The organism is Planctobacterium marinum (genome assembly GCF_020687805.1).
Lineage (GTDB): Bacteria > Pseudomonadota > Gammaproteobacteria > Enterobacterales > Alteromonadaceae > Planctobacterium > Planctobacterium marinum.
This window is the reverse complement of sequence record NZ_JAJEWQ010000002.1, coordinates 12,951-36,228: the sequence shown is the minus strand read 5'-3', so window position 1 is coordinate 36,228 and position 23,278 is coordinate 12,951. Positions and strand designations below refer to the sequence as shown.

Genomic DNA, 23,278 nt, shown 5'->3' with positions numbered 1-23,278 from the left:
AGGCTTTGTATTTTCGATATAGCAATTCAGTGCAAGATAGGAATTTAGAAATCAGAAAACGGTAATAGAAGTCAATCAACCAGAGTTACCGGTGGCCTGCTTTTGGCACTCAGCGATCGGATAAACAAATTTGCCAACCTCAGAATGCAATTAACCCTTTTAAACACAATTTACAAAGGCTAACAATTCCCATCAGGCGCAATCCAGGCTAAGGTTTTGCTTTCAGATAACAATAAGGCAAAGGTAAGCCATGCTTAGACGATTTTGTACCCGCATCGGGTTGATACTGTTAATGGGCCTCACACTGCCATTACAGGCAGAAATGTCGCCCGACGATATCACTAAATTCACCCTAAAAAACGGTATGACCATCATGGTGATGGAAGACCATTCAATCCCCAACGCCAACATGTATATCTTTTGGAAAGTGGGCTCCCGTAACGAATATCCCGGAACCACAGGTTTGGCACATTTTTTTGAACACATGATGTTTAATGGTGCGAAAAAATACGGCCCCAAAATGTTTGACCAAACCATGGAAGCTAACGGCGGGGCTAACAACGCTTATACCAGTGAGAATTTGACGGTATACACTGACTGGTTCCCGGCTGATGCCATTGAAGTTATGTTCGACCTGGAAGCTGACCGTATTCAGCATCTGGCCTTGGATCCCGAAATCGTAGAAAGCGAACGCGGTGTTGTCACCTCAGAGCGCTCTACGGGTCTGGAAAACAGTAACTTTCGCACTATCTGGGAAGAAGTTAAAAATGCGGCGTTTCGCGCCCATCCCTACAGCTGGCCTGTCATTGGTCACGCTTCGGACATAGAAAACTGGACCATGGACGACCTCAAGTCCTTTCACAAAACCTTTTATGCCCCCAACAATGCCGTGACTGTGATTGTGGGCGCGGTGGATACCGAAGAAGTTAAGCGATTGGCCGAAAAGTATTTTGAGCCGATCCCGGCACAGGAACCACCCAGAAAAATCCACACGGTTGAGCCGGAACAAAAAGGCGAACGCCGCGTTTATACACAAAAACCATCAGTCACCAGTGCCAATATTATGATGGGCTTTCACATGCCGCCCAATTCCCATGAAGATTACTACCCGCTGCAATTGCTGAGCGACATCTTATCTTCCGGCAACAGTTCTCGTTTAGTGCGGGCTTTGGTTTTTGAGCAACAGGTGGCCGACAGCATTTCCACCTTTGCATTCGACAGCTTTGATCCCAACTTATTTTATGTTTACGGCGTAGCCAGCCAGTCAGCGGATGCTGAAACCCTGGAAAAAGCCATCATTGCCGAACTGAACGCAGTGGCCAAAGAGGGCATCACTGAAAAAGAGCTGCAGAAAGTGAAAAACCAACGTCTGGTGAATTTCTATCGCGATATCGGCACCATTAATAATCGCGCCGATATGTTGGGCCGTTACGAACTATTCCACGGCGACTACAAGAAGATGTTTAGTGCGCCGCAAGACTTTGAAAAAGTGACGGCAGAGGATATTCAGCGGGTGGCAAAAACCTATCTGATCAAACGCAACCGCACCGTTGGCATTTTAGATTCTAAGGAGGACAGCCATGAAAACGATCTATAAAGTCATATTGGTTGTTGCGCTGTTTCTCAGTCAACAGGCGCTCGCCGCATACAGCTTGCCCGAATACCAAAAAACGACGCTGGAAAACGGTTTAACCATCTATCTGATGGAACAAAAAGAAGTACCACTAATTGATGCCACAGTGGTATTTAATGCCGGTGCTACCCGCGATGGTGATCTGCCGGGACTGGCCACCATGACCACCGAAAATATGTTGTTTGGTGCCGGCGAGTTGGACAAAAACAGCTTCGAGGAAACGCTTGAGTTTGTGGGTGCAGAAATGAGCACCGGCGTGTCATTGGACGACAGCCGTATTTCAGCCTCATTTGCCAAAAAGGATCAGGATAAAATTCTGAAGCTACTGGCCGATGTGGTTCAGGCTCCGGCCTTTAATGCTGAAGAGTTCGACAAATATAAAACCCGTTATCTGGGTAACCTGAAACGCCAGAAAGAAAGTCCTCGCAATGTCATTGGCGCCTACTTTAACCAGCAAATTTTTGCAGGACATCCATACAGCAGTCCGGTTGGTGGCGATGAGACTTCGGTAGAGCAAGCCGGGCTTGAGCATCTGAAATCTTTCTATACAGGCTGGTTCCGCCCGGAAAATGCCGCACTGGTGTTAGTGGGCGATTTTGATGCAAAAGCCATGTTAACCCTGGTTGAGTCTTTATTTGGTAACTGGCAAGGCACGGGCAAAGCCGCCAAAGCAACGGCTTTTCCAACCGTCTCCGGCTTTGAGAAGAACCGGGTTGTTCTGGTTAATAAAGACGATGCCAGAGAAACCACCTTCTTCATTGGTGGTCAGGGCATCGCCAGAAGCAATGAGGATTTTGTGGCATTAAGCGTAATCAACACCGTTCTGGGTGGCCGCTTTACGTCCTGGCTAAACGACGAACTGCGGGTTAACTCAGGGTTAACCTATGGTGCCAGAAGCCGTTTCGATGCCATGAAACACGCCGGCAGCTTTTACATTTCCACCTTTACCGCCACAGAAAATACCGAAGCGGCTATAGATTTGGCCCTGAGTACTTACCAGCGGCTATGGGAACAAGGGCTGGATGATGCCACGCTGAAATCCGCCAAAGCCTATGTGAAGGGCTTGTTTCCTCCCCGATATGAAACCACCGGACAACTGTCTGGTTTATTGGGGGATATGTTTATCTACGGCTTTAACGAAAGTTTTATCAATAACTTTCAAAGTAATGTCGACAAACTGGATGCCAAAGCCAGCAAAGCCCTGATTAACAATTACTTCCCACGTGAAAACCTGCAATTTACCATTATCGGTAAAAGCGCAGACATTAAAGAGATCGTGAAAAAGTACGGTGACATCACCGAAGTTAATATCACAGCGCCGGGTTTTTCATTGTAAAAAACCACAGCTATTTCGCTCTATATTAAGCCCGGCTCGCCGGGCTTTTTATTTTAAATTTGTACCTGCCTGCAATAATCGGGATAATTCCCGGCAATTGATCCTCGCGATTATCTCAATTCCAACTAAACAGGTGTCTTGTGCATAGCAAATTTGATTTACTTCCTTTAAACCCGGCGTTGCACGAAGCGCTGCAAAGTCAGCAATTTACCGAGATGACCGAGATTCAGCAAAAGGCCTTGCCGGAAATTTTGGCGGGTAAAGATGTGCTGGGACAGGCCAAAACCGGTAGCGGGAAAACCCTAACCTTTGCCTTGGGTTTGCTGCAAAAAACCGATACCAGCAGCTTTGGCGTACAGAGCCTGGTGCTTTGCCCCACCCGAGAGTTGGCCGAGCAGGTGGCCGAAGAAGTGCGCAAACTAGGCAAGCGCATGACCAATCTCAAGGTGTTAACACTTTACGGCGGCACGGCAATAGGCCCACAAATCCAATCGTTACAGCACAGCGCCCATGTCGTTGTGGGTACACCAGGCCGCATCATGGATTTAATTTTGAAAGGGCATCTTAACTTGTGGCATGTGAAAACCCTGGTGCTAGACGAAGCTGACCGGATGCTGGATATGGGCTTTGAAGAAGAGATGACCACTGTGATTCAGGAAGTGCCCCAGGATCGCCAAACCCTGTTGTTCTCAGCCACCTTCCCTGAGAGCATAAAACGCATCAGCCAGTCTATCCAGAATGCGCCGGTAGAAGTGGTGGTAAAAACCACCCACGACAACAAAAAGATTGAGCAACTGTTCTTCGAAGTGCAAAAGGATCACAAAGTTAAAGCCACTGCGGCAGTATTATCTGAGTATCAACCTGAGTCCTGCATCATTTTCTGTAATACCAAAATCGCCTGTAAGGAGCTGGCTGACGATTTGCGAGACATGGGCTTTAGTGCCATTGCCTTGAACGGTGATTTAGAACAAAAAGAGCGCAATCAGGTGATTGCCCGTTTCAGCAATCAAAGTGAGCTGATCATGGTGGCAACGGATGTGGCCTCACGGGGACTGGACATAGATGGCGTCAGCCTGGTGATCAACTATCAGGTAGCCATGGAATCAGAAGCCCATATTCACCGTATTGGCCGAACCGGCCGGGCCGATAGTGAAGGTATGGCAGTAACATTGGCAGCACCGGAAGAAGTACACTTTGTTCGGGCTATAGAAGAGTTACAGGGACAAAAAGCCCAGTGGAAAGGCATCCAGGCTCTGCGCTTTCACGCCAATCGCATTTTGGAGCCAAAGTTCCAGACAGTGGCCATTGATGGTGGCAAAAAGAACAAGCTACGCCCGGGCGATATTCTGGGTGCCCTGACTCAGGATGCCGATATTCCCGGTGATGACATTGGCAAAATTAAAATCACCGCCACCCATTCGTTTGTCGCGGTGAAAATACGCAGTGTTAAGCGCGCCATTAATTACTTCAAAGAAGGCAAAATTAAAGGCAGACGCTTTAAGGCCAGAAAGCTCAGTTAACTAAACGGGTTTCACACTGGTACCTTGTATCTTTAACTTGCAAGAATATCCCAAAGGGTTATCCATCATTGGCCGATTATGAAATTACTTAATTTACATCTGTTACTCCTTGTTGTCTGTAGTCTCCAGGCAGTTGCCAATCCGGGATCTAAATATGTTGAGCAGTTGATAGGTAACCATCTCACCTCTCCAGCCCGGGTCTCCCCGCAATCGAACAGAGAGGTAATTCAATCAGACAGAGATATCTGGCGTGTGTCGTTACCCGTCGCAAACCGCCTCATTTCTATGCCGGTGCTGGACCAAGAAGGAAACTCATATTTCGGCACCGATTTAGGTAAACTCTACTCCATAAGTCCCGAGGGTGATATAAACTGGGAGATTCAAACCGAAGGACGTATCTATTTGTCACCGGTTATTGGCACAGACGAAACGCTTTATTTCCATGACGTAGCTATTAATGACGAGCAAAGTGCATTATACGCATTCAATACAGACGGTACTGAGAAATGGATTTACGTAACATCGGGGCTTTCTATCAGTGCCATTGCGATTGCCAAAGACGGTACTCTCTATTTCACGACTGACGAACATTTGATTGCACTTAGAGCAGACGGCACTGAACGATGGAAGTATGCCAGCCAGTCTCCTTTTACCTTTCCCATTGTCGGGGACGATGGCACCATTTATATGCTTGGTAAGGATAACTATTATCTCGAAGCGATTTCTCCCGAAGGGCAATCCAGATGGCAATTTGATTTACAGGATATCTTCAAAGGCAGTCCTTCTATAGGGATAGACGGCAATATTTATATCGGCAGTGAAAGAGGGTATTTATACGCTGTTTCGCCAGAGGGTGAATTAGTTTGGCGTATTGACTTTTCTGGACAAACGCAACCCACAGTTGATGTTGATGGCACAATTTACGTCGGGGATTATGGAGGTACGCTATATGCGTTAAACCCCGACGGTAGTGAAAAATGGCAATTCCAAACAGAAGGAATAATTTTTTCTTCCCCTCTTATTGGTAATGATGGAACACTGTATTTTACCTCATTAGATAATCATGTTTATGCAATTAACAGAGATGGCGTTGAACTATGGCGCTATGAAACTGAAGGAGACCTAATTTTATCTCCGTCTTTAGACAATGAGGGCAGACTAATTGTAGCCAATTCAAAAGGGACAATTATAGCGCTGCAAACAGATAGTCAAGGTCTTGCGCAAACTCCATGGCCTAAATATAGAAGCAACAACCAAAACACCGGAGCACAAATCCGTCTTGTTGAAACGAATAGTTTTAATCCACCACTCGACTATGACGGTGATGGCAAAGCGGATTTGATAGTACGTAGGCCAAATACCTCCATGCAATACGTTCTCAACTCTTCTGATGGTGAAATTCAGAGGCACGAATTTGGTTTTTCTGTTGGGGATATCCCCATTTCAGGAGACTTTGATGGTGATGGAATCACAGATATTGCAGTAAGACGCGCCTCGAATAAATATTGGTACATAAGAAACTCATCTGGAATTGATCCACTCACTCAGTTTAACGATGGCATCACTCGTTTTCAGTTTGGTCTGGACGAAGAAGATATCCCTGTACCTGCAGATTATGACGGCGATGGCATCACCGACATTGCGGTGCGTAGACCTGGCAACTTCATGTGGTATATACACAATTCTTCCGGTGTGGACGAGCTATCTGGATTTGCCGATGGAATCAGCAGGATTCAGTTTGCTTTAAACAAGGAAGATATTCCTGTTGTAGCTGACTACGATGGCGATGGTAAAGCAGACATTGCCGTTCGTAGGCCTTCCAATCAATACTGGTATATCCGAAACTCTTCGGGTGTTGATGCCCTCTCTGCGCACGATGATGGAATAAGTAGATATCGTTTTGGTGCACGAACCGAAGACATACCGGTAACGGGTGATTTTGATGGGGATGGCAAAGCTGATTTAGCGGTGAGACGGCCTTCTACACAAACATGGTACGTACTGAATTCTTCAGGAAGTAATTATAACTCTGAGGCTTCAGATGGCATTCAAAGGGTCAGGTTTGGACTCGATGCCTCCGATATACCCGTAGTAGCAGATTATGATGGCGATGGTATCTCTGACTTTGCAGTTCGTAGAGCCTCAAACCAATATTTTTATATAAAAGGCTCTTATTCCGATGATATCTTACGACAAAATTTTGGAAAAGTGGAGACAGATATTCCAGTCGCAGCGCCTATTGCTGCGAAGGTTGCTATGGTTAATGGTGTCAACTAACATCATTTTCAAATAGACAGAAAGCCAGCCCACTAGTCAGCTAATGCATCTTCCTTTGCCAGGTGTCCGTATTTGAGATTCATAATCATACTTTGACTGCGCTTGCTGATCATGCGCATCAACGTCAGCGCTTTGTTGGAGTCTTCTACAAAGCGCTTCAAGAAGGTTTCTTTAGTCATCACCATCATTTGCAAATCGGTTTTGGCCACCACATCGGCACTGCGCTTTTCTCCCGTGATCAAAGCCAGTTCACCAAACATTTCTCCCGGCTCTAATGTCGCCAGCACGGTGTTCTTTTCTGGTATTCGCACTTCGGCACAGCCATCAATGATAATAAAGGCCTCAGCCCCTTCATCTCCGGCTTTAACGATAGTTTCTCCTGCTTTGCAGAACCAGCGTTGATAATCCATGATGAAGTCATGCAGTTTATTCTGACGAATAAACTCGACAAAAAAGTCTTTAATATCAGCCATATCCATCAAGAGAGGTAAAACCTGACAATCCAGATGCGGGTCATGAAACTGCTCACCCACTTTTTTAAAACCGATACGCCGAAGCAAAGGCGCAATGGTTGGATTGATTGGAGCCACAACATGAGTGATGTTATTTGAAATGGCGTAATAGGCCGCCATTAAAATGAGTCCCATGGCGATTTTCTCACCACGGTAATCCTGGTGAACACAAAACATACCGGAATGCATTAACCGGGCATCTTTGGGTACATATGGACGAAAATCAAAATACTCATCCGCAGGCAAGCCGCAACTGTCATCCATTGAAAAGCGAAAGGCCCCCACCGTTTCCCCGTTGTGCTGAGCCATCATTTGTACCGAGGAAGGAAAGGCATCAAAGCGATCATACAGCCGCTTTTCACTATTGCCTTGTAATATATTTTCCTGCTCTGCAAACACCAGGTGCCGCAACCGAAAAACACTGTCCAACTCTGCGGTGCTGCCTGCCAGGCGCATACAAATCGGCATATTTACGCCTCCCCTGTTGAGGTCGAGACAGCAAAAGCACCGTATTCCCCCTTGTGCAGGCGGTGTGGATAATCAGGCATAAAATACTGCCGAAAAACGTCACTGTTGGCGGTTTCCTGCAATTTAAAATCTGACCGTTCTATAAAGGCTTTTAAGTCATTTTCCTCACACAGCCAGTTTAGCGGTTCACCTTTTAGTTTCAGGTAAAGCTTCAACAAGGGTCCGTAAGATTCCGGATGATTACTGGCAGGTTCTACCGCAGTAAAGACTAAATGTCTGGGGCTGCTATCAAGCAAATCCAGTAAAGACTGCAACAGGCTGTATATTTGCTCTGGTGTCAAATACATTAGCACCCCTTCGACGATGCACACAGTCGGCTTTTCTGGCGCAAAAGCACTGCACTGTCCCAGCTCCTGCTGCAAGGTTTGATGGGTAAAGTCCACCGGTAAAAAATGCAGGTTATCCAGTTTTAATTGCTCAGAAGTCAGGGCCTGCTTTTTCACCTGATGGGTTGCAGGATGGTCAATTTCAATACAATTGAGCTGTGTATTTTCTTCCGCCAGACGATACAGCAGTGTATCGAACCCGGCCCCAAGATTAATGATTTGAGTGGCGCCGGCGTCAATCGCCTCGCGTACTTTCTTTTCAATATAGGCTTTGCGCAGCACGTAATGCAGACTGATGGAAGGTAACAGCAGCCGCTCCATCAGTGGCAGTAAAATCTTACCGGCAGCGGAATTAATTTGATTAAGTCTTTTGCGTCCCTGGGCGGAACTTTGCAGGATATGGGTACCCAGCTCGCGATTTCGCGGCGACACCAGATGACTTAGCTCAGGTTTTTGTGCCACAAAGAGCAATCCTTGTAACACGGTATAGGCGGTAGAACTGGCTTCATTGTCCTTCACGATTTTCTCCCCTCTGTTTTTATCATCCAAAAGAGCTTAACGAGGTTAACCAGCCCGACATTGCTTCAAGCTTCTTGTCCAGAATTCGGTCCTTCACCCTTTCGCTCGTTCAATTGTGCAACGTTAAGCTCCACGTTAGAGGTAAACAGACCAGAAGTCCATGAGTAAGTGAATTGAATTTTATTCAACGCGGCCCTTTCAGATGGTGCAATGATGTTTCAGTAGACGTCAGTGTTCATCAAATACGATGCCGATACCCTTAAAAAAGCTGATGTAATAATTAGTAATGTGATTTTGATCTGCAAATACCTCGGCCGTCCATTGCAGGTTACCGGGAGTCTTATTTTCCAACAGCTGCGTGAACTTGAGATAGGCGTCAAAAACCTCATCCCCCTCAGCCGTTCTTGAGGCCATTGTCAGATAGAGTGACTTTGGCTTCATTGGATTTTGTCCCACCAGCTTTTGATAAAAGTCGGCAGCGAAGTTTTGCAACGGAGGGCTGGCAGCGATATACCGGTCAAAATACTCCGGATGAGCACTGAGTAAATCTACCGTGAAAAAGGCAGCTAATGAGTGCCCATAAAGGGTCGCATCTTCTGTTGTGCGATACCTGGCATCAATATATTCCCGTAGTTCCTTACCCATGAATTCGGCGAACTGCTTACGATTGTGGTAAAGATCATGGCTGCGTGCATCTTCCTGAGGGCGATTATGAATGGCAACAATGATCAGTTGCGGAACCTGATTTAACTCCTGATATAGTCGCGTCGCGAGTACAGCGTGGTTCAGGTGGCGCTCACCGTCCAACAAATAAAGAGTAGGATACCTCTGTTGGGAAGAATGATAATTATCGGGCAGATGTACAACAACGTTTCTTTGCTGCTGCAGAATCGTCGAATCAATCTGAATTTGAGTGGCGTTCCCCACAACTAAATCAAGCTGGCGCTCGGTGGCCTGAACAAACGTACAACCCACAATCCAGAACAAAATACTTAAAACAGGTTTCATCAATGCAATCCCTTACTGAACAAAATTAAAAGCAGGGACATGTATAACCTGAAACCCCAAAGGGTCGAAGTAAAACGCGATGTATAGAGTTTTTTTTAAGTCGAATGCAGCATTTTTCGATATTTTGCCGGTGTCACGCCGCATAACTTTTTGAAGTAATTACAGAAATGACTTTGATGGCTGAAGCCACAGTGCAAGGCGATATCGGTCAGGGGACTTTGCCCTTTAAGTAAGACTTTGGCCCACTCCACACGATGCCGTAAAATATAATCCGCAGGGCTGTCACCAAAGCTCAGCTTAAACATGCGTGCGAAGTGATAGGGGCTGAGTGCAAGCTTGGCGGCAAGCCTTTCAATACTCAACTTATTGCCAAGGTTATCCAGAATATAAGATTTAATAGTGCGTTTGTCTTGGGCCGATAAACCGCCAGCGACACTGTTCTTGAGCGCCCCGGTATCGCAATATTTGGCCAACAGCTCGCAAGACAAACTGCTTATCATTTGCTCCAGATAAATGTGTTCTATTGCCACACCAGAGTTCAAGGTATTGATAAAGCTAAGGATTTGATGACTAAGTGCCTGATCCTGTTGATACACCAAGTCCCGCAAATTGGCGAACCGTGCATCCATGTCAAAGTGTCTCTCCGCTTCTCGCCGTAACAGGGTATCTGGGACATATAAATGCGCTATTCGAATAGGCCCCAGTGTTTGCCATTGACTCCAGTGACCTTGCGGCATCAGGCAAAGTGCGCCGGGGTAACCTTTTTTATCAGGCATATCTTTGCGGTAGGTACGATATCCTCCACTTAAATAGAGGCTGAGTGTATGACCCTGTTCGTACTGATATTGTACGTTATTCGTCGGAACATCCCATACCCGGAAATTCACCCCTAGGGGTAAATCCAATGACTGAGATAAGGCAAGTTGCTGTGAGGTATTCCCGGCAGGTTTATTGGCATGAAACCTTAACATAACGACTATCCGTGGTTGTCCTGTGAAGAAGCATAAACAAAAAGCGCAAGATTTTGCAATTGTTCTTCACCGAAATACATTAAGGTTGAAAGCAACAATAACCCTTAAAATAAAATGCTATTCGATATGAAAACAATTCTTCCAGTTATCTTTCTAATTTTGAGTGCAATGGCTTTTTCATGGTCTGCGCAAGCCACTGATAATTCAGCCGAGCCTATAATCAGTGGTTATTGGCATAAGGTGAACTCAACGATTATGCAGGAAAACCGGCAATTCGCAGTGTATTTACCCCGCTCTTATCAACAAAAACCTGAAAAAACGTATCCGGTTCTCTATTTATTGGACGGGGGTGTGACACGGGTTAGAGGCATCACCGGCATGGTGGAATCACTGGGCGCAGAAGACTTAAACCAACAAATACCAGAATTCATAATTGTCGCGATTCCCAATACCAATCGTTCCAGAGACTTGACCCCGACAAAAACAGACTTGATTTTCAAAGGCAAAGTACTGGACGAATTAAAAGACAACAGTGGCGGTGCCGACCGCTTTGCTCATTTTATTCAACAGGAATTGATCCCCCACATTGATTCCACTTATAGATCCAACCAGCAAAGAGGGATTTTGGGAATGTCTTTTGGCGGGCTATTTGTTGCTCATGTACTTTTAACCCAGCCAGAATTATTCGATCAGTATCTGATTGCCGATGCCACCTTTGTCTGGGATGATAATTATCTGAACCGAACTCTGACCAAAAATCAGAATAAACTGAAAGACACCCAGCTCAGTGTCTTTATCGGGTTAGCCAACAACGCTCATCTGGGGGAACTGGGCATGACGAATCGCCAATGGGGCAATGAGTTTATTGCCGGACTTAACGCACTAAACAATCCTGATTTACACATCAGATCTCGCTACTTTCCGGATGAGCAGCACGCTACTGTGATGTTTCTGGCCTTTTATTACGGTCTTATTGAACTATTTGCACTGCAATCAAAATAACCCCACAACAAGGATAACTTAAGACAATACTGCTCCTACCACACCGGGCGTTATGGCACTTTTGAACTGAATACGTATGCAGATATTTGATACTGCGGCGGGTTGTTAACTATAGTTAAAGGCTAAATTTTGAACCATTTTGTTTGGGAGTGGTATGCGTTTATCTATTCGTTGTTGTGTGAGTGTCTGTTTAAGTCTGCTGTTAATGGCCTGTGGTAGCACACCAGAGGTGAAGGACCCCTATCAGCCGCAACCCTACGTCAAGCTGACCCACCCGGAATGGTCCAAAAACGCCACTATGTACCAGATCAATACCCGTCAGTTTACACCAGAAGGCACCTTTGCAGCAGCTCAGGAGCAGTTGCCACGCCTGAAAGCACTAGGGATTGATGTGCTGTGGTTAATGCCGGTTCACCCGATAGGAGAAGAAAACCGCAAAGGCAGTTTAGGCAGCCCCTATTCAGTAAAAGACTACATGAAGGTCAACCCTGAATTTGGCACCCTGGATGATTTGAAAGCTTTTGTGGATGCGGCTCATGATTTAGGCATGTACGTCATTCTGGACTGGGTCGCAAATCACACGGCCTGGGACAACTGGATGCGCTTTGAACACCCCGAATGGTACGAGCGGGATTACAAAGGCGACTTCAGACCAACCCCCTGGTGGGACTGGTCAGATATTATCGATCTGGATTTTTCTCAGCCTGAGCTTCGCAAGTATATGACCGAAGCGATGAAATATTGGGTGGCCGAAGTTGGTGTTGATGGTTATCGCTGTGACGTGGCCGGATTTGTACCGGTGGATTTCTGGAACAACGTGCGCAAAGAGTTAGATGCCATAAAACCCGTTTTAATGCTGGCAGAATGGGAATCTCGGGATCTACATGCCGAAGCCTTTGATATGACTTACGCCTGGTCATGGTCGAAAACCATGCATGAGATCGTAAAAGGCCATGCCGATGTTAATGGCCTATTTGTTTATTACTCCTGGAATGAAAGTGCCTTTCCAGCAGAAGCCTATCGCATGGTACATGTAGCCAACCATGATTCGAACGCCTGGGAAGGCACCATGTTCGAAAACTATGGGGAGGCACTGGACGCAGTGATCACCTTATCAGTTATTGGCGAAGGTTTTCCTATGATGTACAACGGGCAGGAAGCCGGCAACGCCAAACGACTGGCGTTTTTCGAAAAAGACCCTATCGTCTGGAAGCCCCATCCGATTGGCGACCTCTACAAAACCTTGTTCGCCCTGAAACATGACAACAAAGCCCTGTGGAACGGTCAGTTTGGTGGTCGCATGGTGCATGTTCCCAACAGTGAAGCTAAAACGGTATTGAGTTTTGTCCGGGAAAAAGACGGCGATAAGATCTTTGCTGTATTCAACTTCTCTGATAGTCCTAAAACCGTTTCTTTTAACGAGACACTGTATCACGGCAAATACTCAGATATATTTTCAGATAACCAAATAAACCTTAATGAAAACAGTGAGATGACCTTACCAGCCTGGGGTTACAGAGTTTTACAAAACTAAACCTGCTTGTAAAAATGTATACTTAAGCTACTTAGTTGTAGCGGTATTATTTAATGAAGAAAAAAGCGCTTGGCCTGCTGGTTTTAGCGGGTATTTGTTCGGGCCAGACCATGGCCCAAAGTTGTCAGGCATTGGTTGAACTGCAAACCGGCGCAGTGCTGGAAGCCAACCGGCTGTTTGGTGGCTCGTCAAATCGCTTTTCCGTGGTGGTATGCAACAATCAGTCGGAAGCGATATATCGGCAGTTTTATGCGCAAATTCACTTCGAAAGAACCCGGGCGCTGAGCATTCCTACGGCAGGACTATCGCCGGTGAATGCGCCGCTACAACCGGATAATCGTTCAAAAACGACAGGGTTGATAGCGGCCGAAGACGAAGCAAAAAACCAGTTCAATATTAAACTCAGAACCCGATACACCAGTGGTGAAGCGGTGGACTATTCCGCCGTGAAACAGCTTTCCCCCGGTCAAAGCGCAGTATTTGAAGACAAGGGCCTTACAGTTGGTATTGTCCGACTTGGCAATAACCTGCGTTAGCCTGAAATTAATGCGCCGGTATGTGAGAGCTGCTTAAATTGTCCGTCTGGTTTAACTCCTAAGCGCCCCAGTTGAGCAAATAATAATTCCAGCGTGGCGGCGGCATCTTCCAGTGCATTGTGGGCAGGCGCGGTTGCCAGACCGTACCGTCGGCGACTCTCGGTGAGGCTCACAGGGCTATTCTGATAGCCGGATTTCCCCAGCAGATATTGCTCCAGCAACAAAGTATCGATGATCACCGGTGAAGGACAGGTTAACTGGCACTGTCGGTAACTTTTTTGCAACACGCCCCAATCCAGTCGATGGCAGTGCATCACCCAGACGTGATCATCAGCCAACGCCGCAAGTTGCACCAGTTGCTGTTGCAGACTTACTGCGCTTTGTAACTCAACATCAGTGATACCATGTATTACCGGGCTTTGCTTTAAACTGCTGTCGGTTTGCACCAGCGCATGATGGCTGCTGGACAGATCCAAACTAAATCCGGCACCTTTTATCCAGCCTACAGACACAATATCATCCTGTTGCGGATCCAGTCCGGTCAGCTCCAAATCCACGGCCAATAGTGCCACCTCAGACATGCGTTGCCGCAGCAGCTCGCCATCTGCTATCCGCAAACCGAGTCGATTTAGCACAGCATGCCAAAAGTCCAAAGCTACCCCCCAAGACCACTGCTGAATTTCAGCAGCAACGCAGACTGGGCTTTTTTAATACTCTGAAACGCTTTTTTGAGTTGGTATTTTTCCATAGGTGTTAGCTGACGGATATCCACCAGATTATCGGGTTTTTGCTGATCCAGCTGGCTATTTAAGCGCAGTTCATTTAAATACAGCCAGATGCTTTTCAGATTAGCACAGTCTCTGGAAGACAGGAGTCCGGATTCGCTCAACGCCGCTAACCGCTCCGGTGTACTGGCTACTTTTAACCCGACAGAAAGCGCATACAGGCGCACAATACTGTTGACAATGGCCACCGCGTTAACTTTCAGATTTATGGCTTTTTTGTGCTCATTGTCTTCATAAATGAAACGCTGAAACAAACTCAGGGGCACCTCACAGCGGTTCACTTCTCGGGCCAGCGCGGCCAAAAACAGCGGTTTTTTGAACAATTCAGCGCGCCGGGATTGCAGTTGTGCAAAGAGTGTTTCACTGCCCTGTACCAGACGAACATCTAAAAATATATTGAAATGAAGCAAGCGCTCACTACTGGGTTCCGAAACGCATTGTTCAGCTTCAACCACGGCTTCCTGCAGCGTTTTGCGCAGCTCCGGGTTACTGGCCATAATATTGCCGTTGCACAGTGCTATCCCACATTTGGCTAAGCCATTGCACACATATTGCGCCATAGCGCGAAAATAATCGGCTTGCCCGGTATCAGGCGCTTGCGCCAAAAGCAAGCCGTTGTCCTGATCGGATGTGAGCAACTGGTCTTTGCGGGCCTGACTGCCATACACCAGCCAACACCAGGCAAATGGTGGCTCACCATGCTCGCGAAAATAAAAGTGCAGTAACCGACGGGTCATAACATCAGTCGCCCTGGCCAACCATTGCCCGACATTGGCAAACCCCTGTTTGCCCTGCATGTTAAAACGAATGTAATGTGGGATTTGCCAGGCGTGTTGCATAAGTTCATACAAGCTTGTGGCGCGGGAAAGGGATTTTATTAGCCAGACGATGTTAGATTTTTGCCGGTTTATAACATCTGACTTGGTCATGATCCCCACCGGGCGATTGTCCTCATCCACAATCGGCACATGGCTGAATCCACTCTCCGACATCAGGCACACGGCATCCAGCCAGTCTTGCTGCGGGCTAGCCACCTGAAGATCCGTTGTCATCACCTCACTAACCGCCACATCTGAACTCAGATGCTTTGCCAGCACCCGGGTGCGCAAATCTTTGTCGGTTAAAATTCCCTGCAATGTCTCGCCTTCGCAAACCAGCACAGATGATACATTGCATTCTGTCATCAGCTCGGCACACTGCGCAACACTGGTATCGGGCGTTACCTGCACCAAAGGTCGGTGGCACAGCTGCTGCAAAGATGCTTCCTGCCATTCGGCAGATTGAAAAGGCTGGTTGTCATAGTGAATACTGTGGGCCAGGTCTGTGAAAAAACGCTGTACAGCGCGGGTCTGGTCACTCAATTTAATGAGTGCAGCAACATCAAGGCAATACACCAGCCCGGGCGAATGCACCTTAACAATGTTTTCAACGGGAATATGAAAGGGATTTGCACACAAGAAAACGTATTCAGACTCACTGATGTAGCGCCCTGATATCTGATCCTGTGCATCCCGGCTCTGAACTTCAAACTCGCCGGTTTGAATAAGCAACAATCCGTTGCCGGCCTCCTGCTGAGCCTGCAATAAGGGCAGTGAGTCCTCGTTCAGATAGATGAGTTTCGCTGCGCTAACAAATGCCACCCGCTCCGGGTGGGTTAGTGACTCCCAGGGTGAAATACCGGAGATAAAATCCAGCGCCTGTTGCGGAAGGTTCGACATGATTTAATCTCTTTTTAAACAGGAAAACGGTCCGGGTATCAACCCGAACCGTTTATTGAGTAGCAACAGATTTAGTGAGCCTGTGCTTCACCGGCACCTTTGGGATAGCGGATATCCTCCACCATTTGCTGTACCTCATCGGGTGCCTCAGCCCCCAATTTGTAGACAACAAAGGCCACAGTAAAGTTGATCATCATCCCAATCGTACCGATACCCTCTGGTGAGATACCCAGGAACCAGTTGTCAGGTGTGCTGGCTGCCGGATTAATAAACTTAAAGTAAATAATGTAGGTGGCGGTAAATCCGATACCGGCCAACATGCCAGCCACAGCACCACGACTGGACATTCTCTTATGGAAGATGCCCAGAATAATCGCCGGGAAGAACGACGACGCCGCTAAGCCAAAGGCAAAGGCCACCACCTGCGCCACGAATCCAGGTGGGTTAATGCCCAGGTATCCGGCGATGGCAATCCCCACCGCCGCCGCCAGACGTGCGTAAAACAGTTCCTGTTTATCGGTAATTTGCGGCATCAGATTGCGTTTCAGTAAATCGTGAGAAACGGAGGTGGAAATTACCAGCAACAGTCCCGCCGAAGTAGACAGGGCCGCAGCCACACCACCGGCAGCCACCAGCGCAATAACCCAAACCGGTAAGTCGGCAATTTCGGGGTTGGCCAGCACCATAATGTCGCGGTCCACCTTCATTTCGTTGCGCTCATCGCCGGAATAAAACATCTTGCCATCACCGTTTTTGTCGTCCCACTGGATTAGCCCGGTTTTTTCCCAATTCTTAATCCATGACGCAGCTTCGGAGTACTGCGTACCGGTTTGCTCTTCCCCGTTGATGGTTTCAATCATGTTGACCCTGGCAAAAGAAGCAATGGCCGGAGCGGTGGTATAAATCAAGGCGATAAAGACCAAAGCCCACCCGGCACTCTTTCTGGCATCACGCACTTTGGGCACCGTAAAGAAGCGCACGATTACGTGAGGTAACCCGGCGGTGCCCACCATCAGTGCGGCAGTGATACAAAACACATCAATCATACTCTTGGTACCGGAGGTATATTCCGTAAAGCCCAGTTCGGTGGAGAGACCATCCAGCTTTTGCAATAACGACTGTCCCGAGCCATCCGCCAAATCAGCACCAAACCCAAATTGCGGAATAACGTGACCGGTCATTATGATGGAGATAAAAACGGCTGGTACCAGGTAGGCAAATATCATCACACAATACTGTGCAACCTGGGTGTAAGTGATGCCTTTCATGCCACCAAGCACCGAGTAAAAGAACACGATCCCCATGCCAATAATCACGCCCATGGTGATGTCCACTTCCAGAAAGCGGCTGAACACCACACCAACGCCGCGCATTTGTCCGGCCACATAGGTGAAGCAGACAAAAATAGCGCAAACCACAGCAACGGTTCTGGCTGTCTGAGAATAATAGCGATCCCCAATAAAGTCAGGCACAGTGAACTTGCCAAACTTGCGTAAGTACGGGGCCAGACACAAAGCCAGCAATACATAGCCGCCGGTCCATCCCAACAGATAAACCGAACCGTCGTAGCCCATAAAAGAAATTAATCCTGCCATGGAAATAAAAGACGCCGCAGACATCCAGTCGGCCGCAGTCGCCATGCCGTTGGCCACCGGATTGATGCCACCACCGGCAACGTAAAACTCTTTGGTGGAGCCCGCTTTCGCCCATATGGCGATGCCGATGTACAGCGCGAACGTGATCCCCACGACAATAAAGGTCATTGTTTGAATACCCATAGCGCTCCCCTATTCTTCGCTAACGTTAAATTCTTTGTCGAGCTGATTCATCTTGACAACGTACACAAAGATGAGCGCAACAAATACGTAAATAGCCCCTTGCTGGGCAAACCAAAAGCCTAACTTAAAGCCGAAAAATGGGATCTGATTGAGGACATCCACCAGCAGGATACCGCAACCAAATGAGACGCCGAACCACACTGCCAATAACGTCAGCATCAGGCGTATATTTCGCCGCCAGTAAGCCGTTTTTTGTTCTTCTGATTGAAAAGCCATAGTTATTTCTCCAAATTACAATGCTTAAGATAGACAGTTAATGGTTATCATCAAATAAGACCTTGGTCCCAATGGGACTATGGTCCCGATTTACTGTGCTACACTGCCGGAAAAACGATTGAATAGCGATATATGACGTTTATCTGGTTTGCACTGGCTGCCGGTTACCTGGCGTTTATTTTCTGGTTGGGCAGTTGGGGCGATGGTCGTAGTCGCCAGGCTAAAAAATTCAGCTCTCACCCTCTGGTGTACAGCTTTGCGCTGGCAATTTATTGCACGGCCTGGACCTATTTTGGTGCCGTTGGAGAGGCCGCCCGTAACCAGTGGAATTACCTGCCCATCTTATTGGGGCCAATCCTGCTGTACCTGTTCGGCTACCGGCTGATCATCAAGCTGATCGAGGTCAGTAAAAAACAGCATGTCACCACCATCGCGGATCTGGTGTCTTCCCGCTACGGCAAAAGGCAAAATGTGGCACTGATTGTCACTTTGATTGTACTACTTGCCACAATTCCCTATATCGCATTGCAATTGCAAGCCATTGGTACTGCCTTTAGTCTGGTATCCGGGGAAAAAAACACCACTTTGATTGTTCTGACAGCATCCCTATTTCTCGGCGTTTTTTGCGTGATATTTGGCACTCAAAAAACCGATGTTACGGAATATCGCCATGGTCTGATGCTGTCTATTTCTTTTGAGTCAGTATTAAAGATTGCCGCCTTAACCTGTATCGCCGTATTCGCACTGTGGAGCCCCACCACTGAAACCCAGTTGTTTAGTCAGCAGTTTTTACAAACAGAGGCGATTGAAAACAGCTTTTTTAAACCCGCATTTTGGCTACAAACACTGGTTGCAGCCATAGCGGTACTCTGTTTACCCCGGCAATTTCACGTTGCCATCATCGATAACCTGAATGTAAAACACGTGGCAACCGCACGCTGGGTGTTTCCCGGGTATCTGGCACTTACCGCAATCCTCATTCCCATCATTGCAACCGCCGGTACCCACTTGTTTGCAGGCCAGCAGGTAACACCAGACAGTTATGTGATTGCCATTGCCACGGAATCGGGTAACCGCTTCTTACAGGCAATGGTGTTTTTGGGAGGGCTGTCGGCGGCCACCGCAATGATTATTGTCTCGACACTGACCCTGAGCACCATGCTTAGCAATGACGTGATCCTGCCTAAATTGCTCAACAAATCGGAGCGATTGCATCACCGACATTCCCATATCCATTTTATTCTGTGGTTGCGACGCGGGGTTATTGCCGGAATTTTATTGCTGAGTTTTAGCTACCACATCTTTTTATCCGGCAATATGTCCCTTTCCAGCATTGGTCTGCTGGCCTTTTCACTAGTTATTCAGTTGTCACCGGCATTGCTAGGCGGGCTTTATTGGCAGCGCGCCCATGCACACGGTGTGATAGCAGGCCTGATTGCCGGGATATTTACCTGGATTTTGTTGCTGATCTTCCCCTTAGTGAATGGCACGGCCACCAGCAGCCTGGATAGCGATACCATCAGTATTACTGCCTCCATTGCCCTTGCTATCAATTCGCTGTTTTTTGTATTGTTTTCCCTGATGGCCCGCCCCAATCTGATGGACAAATTGCAGGCTCAAAGTTTTGTCTCAACTCAGGAAACACCGTCACTGGAGCATATTCCAACCACTTCAGCCATCAGCAATGAAGATCTGATCACCGTATTGCGCACGTTTTTAGGCAGTAACCGCACCAATCAATTACTGTCTGATTTTGAGCAAACTCAACGGCAAAGTATTCATCCGGATGACTCCCCGCAGCAGGAGTTTATTGTCTTTTGTGAACGCTCTTTGGGTGGGGTTATCGGTGCGCCCAGTTCGAATTTGCTGATCAATGCGGTACTGAAAAACCAGCAAATGAATTTTGAACAGTTAGTTTCGGTGTTTGACGATACCACGCAAGCCATACAAACCAATCAAAATACCCTGTTCGCCTCGCTGGAAAGTCTGGCACAGGGGATCAGCGTTATTGATAAGGATTTGTGTCTGGTGGCCTGGAACCGAGGCTATCTGAATATTTTTAATTATCCTGAAACCTTGATTAAGGTAGGCACACCGATTGAAAACCTGGTGCGATTTAATGCGCAGCGAGGGGAGTGTGGATTCGGTGATGTTGAAAGCCTGGTTCATAAACGCATGGAGCATCTGCGGGCCGGAAAGCCTCACAAATTTGTGCGCCAGCGCAGTGATGGCCGGGTTATAGAAATGATCGGTAATCCTCTCCCCCACGGCGGATTCGTAACCAGTTTTAATGACATCTCAGAGCACATCGAATTCCAAAAAGCCCTGAAAGAAGCCAATATCGACCTGGAAAAACGGGTGTCTTCCCGGGCGGATGAGGTTAAAGCCATCAATTCAGAGCTCCTCAAAGAAATTGAACGCCGCGCTGAAGTGGAACGACAACTGGTGGAAGCAAGGGAGCTGGCAGAAAAGGCCAATGCCTCCAAAACACAATTTTTGGCCCTGGCCAGCCACGATATTTTACAGCCCATTAATTCCGCCAAGTTATATTTATCAGCTACCGAAGGCATGGTGATGTCGGTGGAACTACATCAGACCTTGCAAAAACTGGATCAGAGCCTGCAAGCCGGTGAAAACCTGATCGCCACATTGCTGGAAATTGCCAGGCTGGATCAGGGAGCCTTAAAACCCAAAAGCAGTCCACAGAACCTCAGCAAACTGTTATCAGGGCTGCTTACTGAGTTCACTTCTATGGCTGAACAGAAGCAACTAAAACTCAACCTGCATTGTCCCCGGGAGTATTGGGTATGCGCAGATCCGGTTTACCTGCATCGCATAGTGCGCAATCTGCTTTCCAATGCATTAAAGTACACTCATCGCGGTGGAGTGTTGCTCAGTGTCCGACGGAGACAGCAGCAACTGCTGTTGCAGGTATGGGACACCGGTGAAGGTATTTCAGAACAACACCAACAGCACATTTTTCAGGATTTCTATCGCGCCCACGATGGCCAGGAGACCGGGCTGGGCCTGGGGCTGGCCGTTGTCGCACGGTTGAGCAAGTTAATGAATATGCCGCTAACCCTGAAATCCAGGGTCCATCAGGGTAGCTGTTTTGCTTTGCTAATGCCGGTGGCCGAAAAACAAGCACAAGCGGAGCACCCCGCAGAAACCAGCAAGCAAGACATCGCCAAACTGACGGCCCTGTGCCTGGATGATGACAAACACAACCTGGATGCCATGCAAACCCTGCTGGCCCGCTGGCAGATAAAAACACAACTGGCAGATAACTTCGACGCGGCCCTGCTGGCCCTGCAACAACAGCAACCGGATGTTATTTTGGTGGATTATCAACTCGGAGAAAGTCGTAGCGGTTTAGACTTTATGCGTCATATTCGCAGTGCGCTAAACAACCAAACTCCGGCCATTTTAATCACTGCAGAGCGGGATGAAAACATCATCCAGCAAGCCCGGGATCTGGGTATCAGCTACCTGCCAAAACCCGTTAAGCCCGCCAAGTTGCGCTCCTTGTTAAAGAGTTTCAGGATATGACTATAGCGCAGCTAAAAAACGCTGAAATGGCCTTGCGCACCATACAATGACTTAACTGAAATGATCAGAGCGCTGCAAAAAAGGCTTTAACGAATGGGTCCTGCGGGTCCATTTTTAAGCGAAAGGATTGGTACACATCGTTTAGAGGTGCATCTGGCAGGCTGTTTACTACATCAATGACGTCCTCAAACTTCTCAATATCGGCTTCAGTTTTCAATACCATCTCTTCCAGTGCTGAATGCAGCACACACTGACTGGCTAATAGCTTTTCATAAATTCTCAGGCGCCGGGCTTTGCGCTTTGGTAGCATAAACGCACTAAACAGAATAACCCCTTCCAGTTTGGGCAGTTCGGTCAGGATATCCTCCAGCATCATGTAACAACCGGGCATGGCAAACTCGGTTGAGCTGAGCAGGTAGTGCAATTGCTTTTTATTGGCGTAGTCCCGGATCACCAGGTTTTGTACCCGTTGCGGATGTGATACCGCCCTGACTGGGCGACTGCTGACATAACCGCGATAACCCTGTTGCTTAGTCACTGAAGCCTCCCGGATACTCAAACTCCATGCCGATGCGGGTTGCACCACGAATGGTAATGGGATCAAAATACTCTCCAAGCCGTTTGCCGGCATAGGGTGTAAATAGCCCTTTGAAGCGAATATTAATCGACCAGCGAGTAGTGTCTTCTTTGTTAACCCGGCCACCATGCATAACCGTTGGTGTGAACAAAAGTACACTGCCATATGGCACATCTGGCCAGACCAAATCAGGCTCTACAGCGTGAAACAAGGCATCAGTGCCCTGCTCGGAAAAGCTGCTGAGCTTCTGTCGCCATTGCCGATCTTTGGCGGGCGGACATAGAAATACGCTTTTAGTGCGGAAACAATCCACGAACGGAACCCAAAGCACGACTTCAAAAGGCGAACATTCTGAGCCCCAGGCGTCAGAGTGTAAATGCACAATTGAACTGTCGTCTTCCGGTAGCAAAACACTCATGCCCATATTGCGCTGCATCGCCAACTCATTGCCAATTAAGGTTTCCAGTAAACTCTGGGCAGTGGAGAAATAGGCCTCTCTAAACCAATCCGTCGCCATCAGTCCGGCGATTAAATGCAATCTCAGGTCATTTAGTTGTTGTGGACCAATAACCTCTGCGATGTTATCCAAAAACGCCCCCACATCCTCCGGCAACGTCAGCCCAAGGTGAGCCGCCGTGAGTTCTGCAATTTTTTGTCGGATGCGATTTAGTGCCGCAAGGTTTTCTGCCGGCTGGATCACATAGCCATCTTCTAAAAAACGCTGTGTGATTATCCGCTCATTTTCTCTCAATAAATTCATCTACTTACCTGTTGAAGGGGAACATGCAATCTGCCCGATGTGCACAACCAGTGTAACCTGAAGCTGAACCACTGTAATCATGCAACATCAAAGATATCGGTAAACCGCAGAGTGATTTTGATTTTCATCAACA

18 protein-coding genes are annotated in these 23,278 nt (G+C 47.6%); 8 read left to right on the top strand and 10 right to left on the bottom strand.

Translation table 11 applies throughout. The annotated features are described in order from the left end of the window. The first annotated feature begins 250 nt into the window (after window positions 1-250). The 4 genes from LJ740_RS05500 to LJ740_RS05485 all read left to right on the top strand — a co-directional run bounded on the left by LJ740_RS05500 (window position 251) and on the right by LJ740_RS05485 (window position 6,766). A complete protein-coding gene (locus LJ740_RS05500; RefSeq protein ID WP_377307164.1) occupies window positions 251-1,597 on the top strand; it encodes a M16 family metallopeptidase in 1,347 nt (448 codons plus the stop codon). After that, window positions 1,581-2,969, top strand: a complete 1,389-nt coding sequence (locus LJ740_RS05495; RefSeq protein ID WP_229528076.1) for a M16 family metallopeptidase — start codon at window positions 1,581-1,583, stop codon at window positions 2,967-2,969. The genes LJ740_RS05500 and LJ740_RS05495 overlap by 17 nt, the downstream gene beginning before the upstream one ends. Before the next feature lie 140 nt (window positions 2,970-3,109). Further along, complete coding sequence (gene dbpA / locus LJ740_RS05490) at window positions 3,110-4,489, top strand: ATP-dependent RNA helicase DbpA (protein WP_229528075.1); 1,380 nt, start codon at window positions 3,110-3,112, stop codon at window positions 4,487-4,489. A 78-nt stretch (window positions 4,490-4,567) separates the two neighbouring features. After that, window positions 4,568-6,766 (top strand): outer membrane protein assembly factor BamB family protein, encoded by a 2,199-nt coding sequence (locus tag LJ740_RS05485; RefSeq protein ID WP_229528074.1) that lies wholly within the window; start codon window positions 4,568-4,570, stop codon window positions 6,764-6,766. Window positions 6,767-6,798: 32 nt separating this feature from the next. Here LJ740_RS05485 and LJ740_RS05480 read toward each other — a convergent pair whose 3' ends face one another. From LJ740_RS05480 to LJ740_RS05465, 4 genes are all read right to left on the bottom strand, one after another. Next, window positions 6,799-7,746 carry a GNAT family N-acetyltransferase gene (locus LJ740_RS05480; protein ID WP_229528073.1) on the bottom strand — a complete coding sequence of 316 codons (948 nt, stop codon included), beginning with the start codon at window positions 7,744-7,746 and terminating at the stop codon, window positions 6,799-6,801. Between the two features lie 2 nt (window positions 7,747-7,748). After that, window positions 7,749-8,651, bottom strand: coding sequence for a class I SAM-dependent methyltransferase (locus LJ740_RS05475; RefSeq protein ID WP_229528072.1), 903 nt, complete (start codon window positions 8,649-8,651; stop codon window positions 7,749-7,751). A gap of 228 nt (window positions 8,652-8,879) precedes the next feature. Then, entirely contained in the window at window positions 8,880-9,659 is a 780-nt protein-coding gene (locus tag LJ740_RS05470) for an alpha/beta hydrolase (RefSeq protein WP_229528071.1), read from the bottom strand. 95 nt (window positions 9,660-9,754) lie between these two features. Then, window positions 9,755-10,630, bottom strand: coding sequence for a helix-turn-helix transcriptional regulator (locus LJ740_RS05465; protein WP_229528070.1), 876 nt, complete (start codon window positions 10,628-10,630; stop codon window positions 9,755-9,757). Between the two features lie 168 nt (window positions 10,631-10,798). Between LJ740_RS05465 and LJ740_RS05460 the strand changes: the two genes are divergently transcribed. From LJ740_RS05460 to LJ740_RS05450, 3 genes are all read left to right on the top strand, one after another. After that, window positions 10,799-11,632: an alpha/beta hydrolase gene (locus LJ740_RS05460; RefSeq protein ID WP_229528069.1), complete on the top strand. Its 834-nt coding sequence runs from the start codon at window positions 10,799-10,801 to the stop codon at window positions 11,630-11,632. A 205-nt stretch (window positions 11,633-11,837) separates the two neighbouring features. After that, on the top strand, window positions 11,838-13,166 hold the full coding sequence (locus LJ740_RS05455; protein WP_377307173.1) for an alpha-amylase family glycosyl hydrolase: 1,329 nt from the start codon (window positions 11,838-11,840) through the stop codon (window positions 13,164-13,166). A 53-nt stretch (window positions 13,167-13,219) separates the two neighbouring features. Next, window positions 13,220-13,702: a hypothetical protein gene (locus LJ740_RS05450; RefSeq protein ID WP_229528067.1), complete on the top strand. Its 483-nt coding sequence runs from the start codon at window positions 13,220-13,222 to the stop codon at window positions 13,700-13,702. Here LJ740_RS05450 and LJ740_RS05445 read toward each other — a convergent pair. From LJ740_RS05445 to LJ740_RS05430, 4 genes are all read right to left on the bottom strand, one after another. Further along, window positions 13,699-14,355, bottom strand: coding sequence for a 3'-5' exonuclease (locus tag LJ740_RS05445; RefSeq protein ID WP_229528066.1), 657 nt, complete (start codon window positions 14,353-14,355; stop codon window positions 13,699-13,701). The genes LJ740_RS05450 and LJ740_RS05445 overlap by 4 nt on opposite strands. A gap of 2 nt (window positions 14,356-14,357) precedes the next feature. Further along, window positions 14,358-16,205, bottom strand: coding sequence for a DUF294 nucleotidyltransferase-like domain-containing protein (locus tag LJ740_RS05440; RefSeq protein WP_229528065.1), 1,848 nt, complete (start codon window positions 16,203-16,205; stop codon window positions 14,358-14,360). Between the two features lie 71 nt (window positions 16,206-16,276). Beyond that, window positions 16,277-17,983, bottom strand: a complete 1,707-nt coding sequence (locus LJ740_RS05435; RefSeq protein ID WP_229528064.1) for a sodium:solute symporter family protein — start codon at window positions 17,981-17,983, stop codon at window positions 16,277-16,279. Between the two features lie 9 nt (window positions 17,984-17,992). Next, entirely contained in the window at window positions 17,993-18,259 is a 267-nt protein-coding gene (locus tag LJ740_RS05430; RefSeq protein ID WP_229528063.1) for a DUF4212 domain-containing protein, read from the bottom strand. A gap of 132 nt (window positions 18,260-18,391) precedes the next feature. On the opposite strand from LJ740_RS05430, the gene LJ740_RS05425 reads away from it, so the two are divergent. After that, entirely contained in the window at window positions 18,392-21,808 is a 3,417-nt protein-coding gene (locus LJ740_RS05425) for a PAS domain-containing hybrid sensor histidine kinase/response regulator (RefSeq protein WP_229528062.1), read from the top strand. 64 nt (window positions 21,809-21,872) lie between these two features. On the opposite strand, the gene LJ740_RS05420 is transcribed toward LJ740_RS05425, so the two are convergent. Further along, entirely contained in the window at window positions 21,873-22,346 is a 474-nt protein-coding gene (locus tag LJ740_RS05420) for an LIC12192 family sporadic carbohydrate cluster protein (RefSeq protein ID WP_229528061.1), read from the bottom strand. Continuing rightward, entirely contained in the window at window positions 22,339-23,145 is an 807-nt protein-coding gene (locus LJ740_RS05415) for a sporadic carbohydrate cluster 2OG-Fe(II) oxygenase (RefSeq protein ID WP_229528060.1), read from the bottom strand. The genes LJ740_RS05420 and LJ740_RS05415 overlap by 8 nt, the downstream gene beginning before the upstream one ends. Between the last annotated feature and the right edge of the window lie 133 nt (window positions 23,146-23,278).

Excerpts from the sequence above, each read along its gene's own strand:
- LJ740_RS05500 (WP_377307164.1), top strand. The coding sequence starts at position 251 with ATGCTTAGACGATTTTGTACCCGCATCGGGTTGATACTGTTAATGGGC.
- LJ740_RS05495 (WP_229528076.1), top strand. The coding sequence starts at position 1,581 with ATGAAAACGATCTATAAAGTCATATTGGTTGTTGCGCTGTTTCTCAGT.
- LJ740_RS05485 (WP_229528074.1), top strand. The coding sequence starts at position 4,568 with ATGAAATTACTTAATTTACATCTGTTACTCCTTGTTGTCTGTAGTCTC.
- LJ740_RS05480 (WP_229528073.1), bottom strand. The coding sequence starts at position 7,746 with ATGCCGATTTGTATGCGCCTGGCAGGCAGCACCGCAGAGTTGGACAGT.
- LJ740_RS05470 (WP_229528071.1), bottom strand. The coding sequence starts at position 9,659 with ATGAAACCTGTTTTAAGTATTTTGTTCTGGATTGTGGGTTGTACGTTT.
- LJ740_RS05465 (WP_229528070.1), bottom strand. The coding sequence starts at position 10,630 with ATGTTAAGGTTTCATGCCAATAAACCTGCCGGGAATACCTCACAGCAA.
- LJ740_RS05460 (WP_229528069.1), top strand. The coding sequence starts at position 10,799 with ATGGCTTTTTCATGGTCTGCGCAAGCCACTGATAATTCAGCCGAGCCT.
- LJ740_RS05455 (WP_377307173.1), top strand. The coding sequence starts at position 11,838 with ATGGCCTGTGGTAGCACACCAGAGGTGAAGGACCCCTATCAGCCGCAA.
- LJ740_RS05450 (WP_229528067.1), top strand. The coding sequence starts at position 13,220 with ATGAAGAAAAAAGCGCTTGGCCTGCTGGTTTTAGCGGGTATTTGTTCG.
- LJ740_RS05440 (WP_229528065.1), bottom strand. The coding sequence starts at position 16,205 with ATGTCGAACCTTCCGCAACAGGCGCTGGATTTTATCTCCGGTATTTCA.
- LJ740_RS05435 (WP_229528064.1), bottom strand. The coding sequence starts at position 17,983 with ATGGGTATTCAAACAATGACCTTTATTGTCGTGGGGATCACGTTCGCG.
- LJ740_RS05430 (WP_229528063.1), bottom strand. The coding sequence starts at position 18,259 with ATGGCTTTTCAATCAGAAGAACAAAAAACGGCTTACTGGCGGCGAAAT.
- LJ740_RS05425 (WP_229528062.1), top strand. The coding sequence starts at position 18,392 with ATGACGTTTATCTGGTTTGCACTGGCTGCCGGTTACCTGGCGTTTATT.
- LJ740_RS05415 (WP_229528060.1), bottom strand. The coding sequence starts at position 23,145 with ATGAATTTATTGAGAGAAAATGAGCGGATAATCACACAGCGTTTTTTA.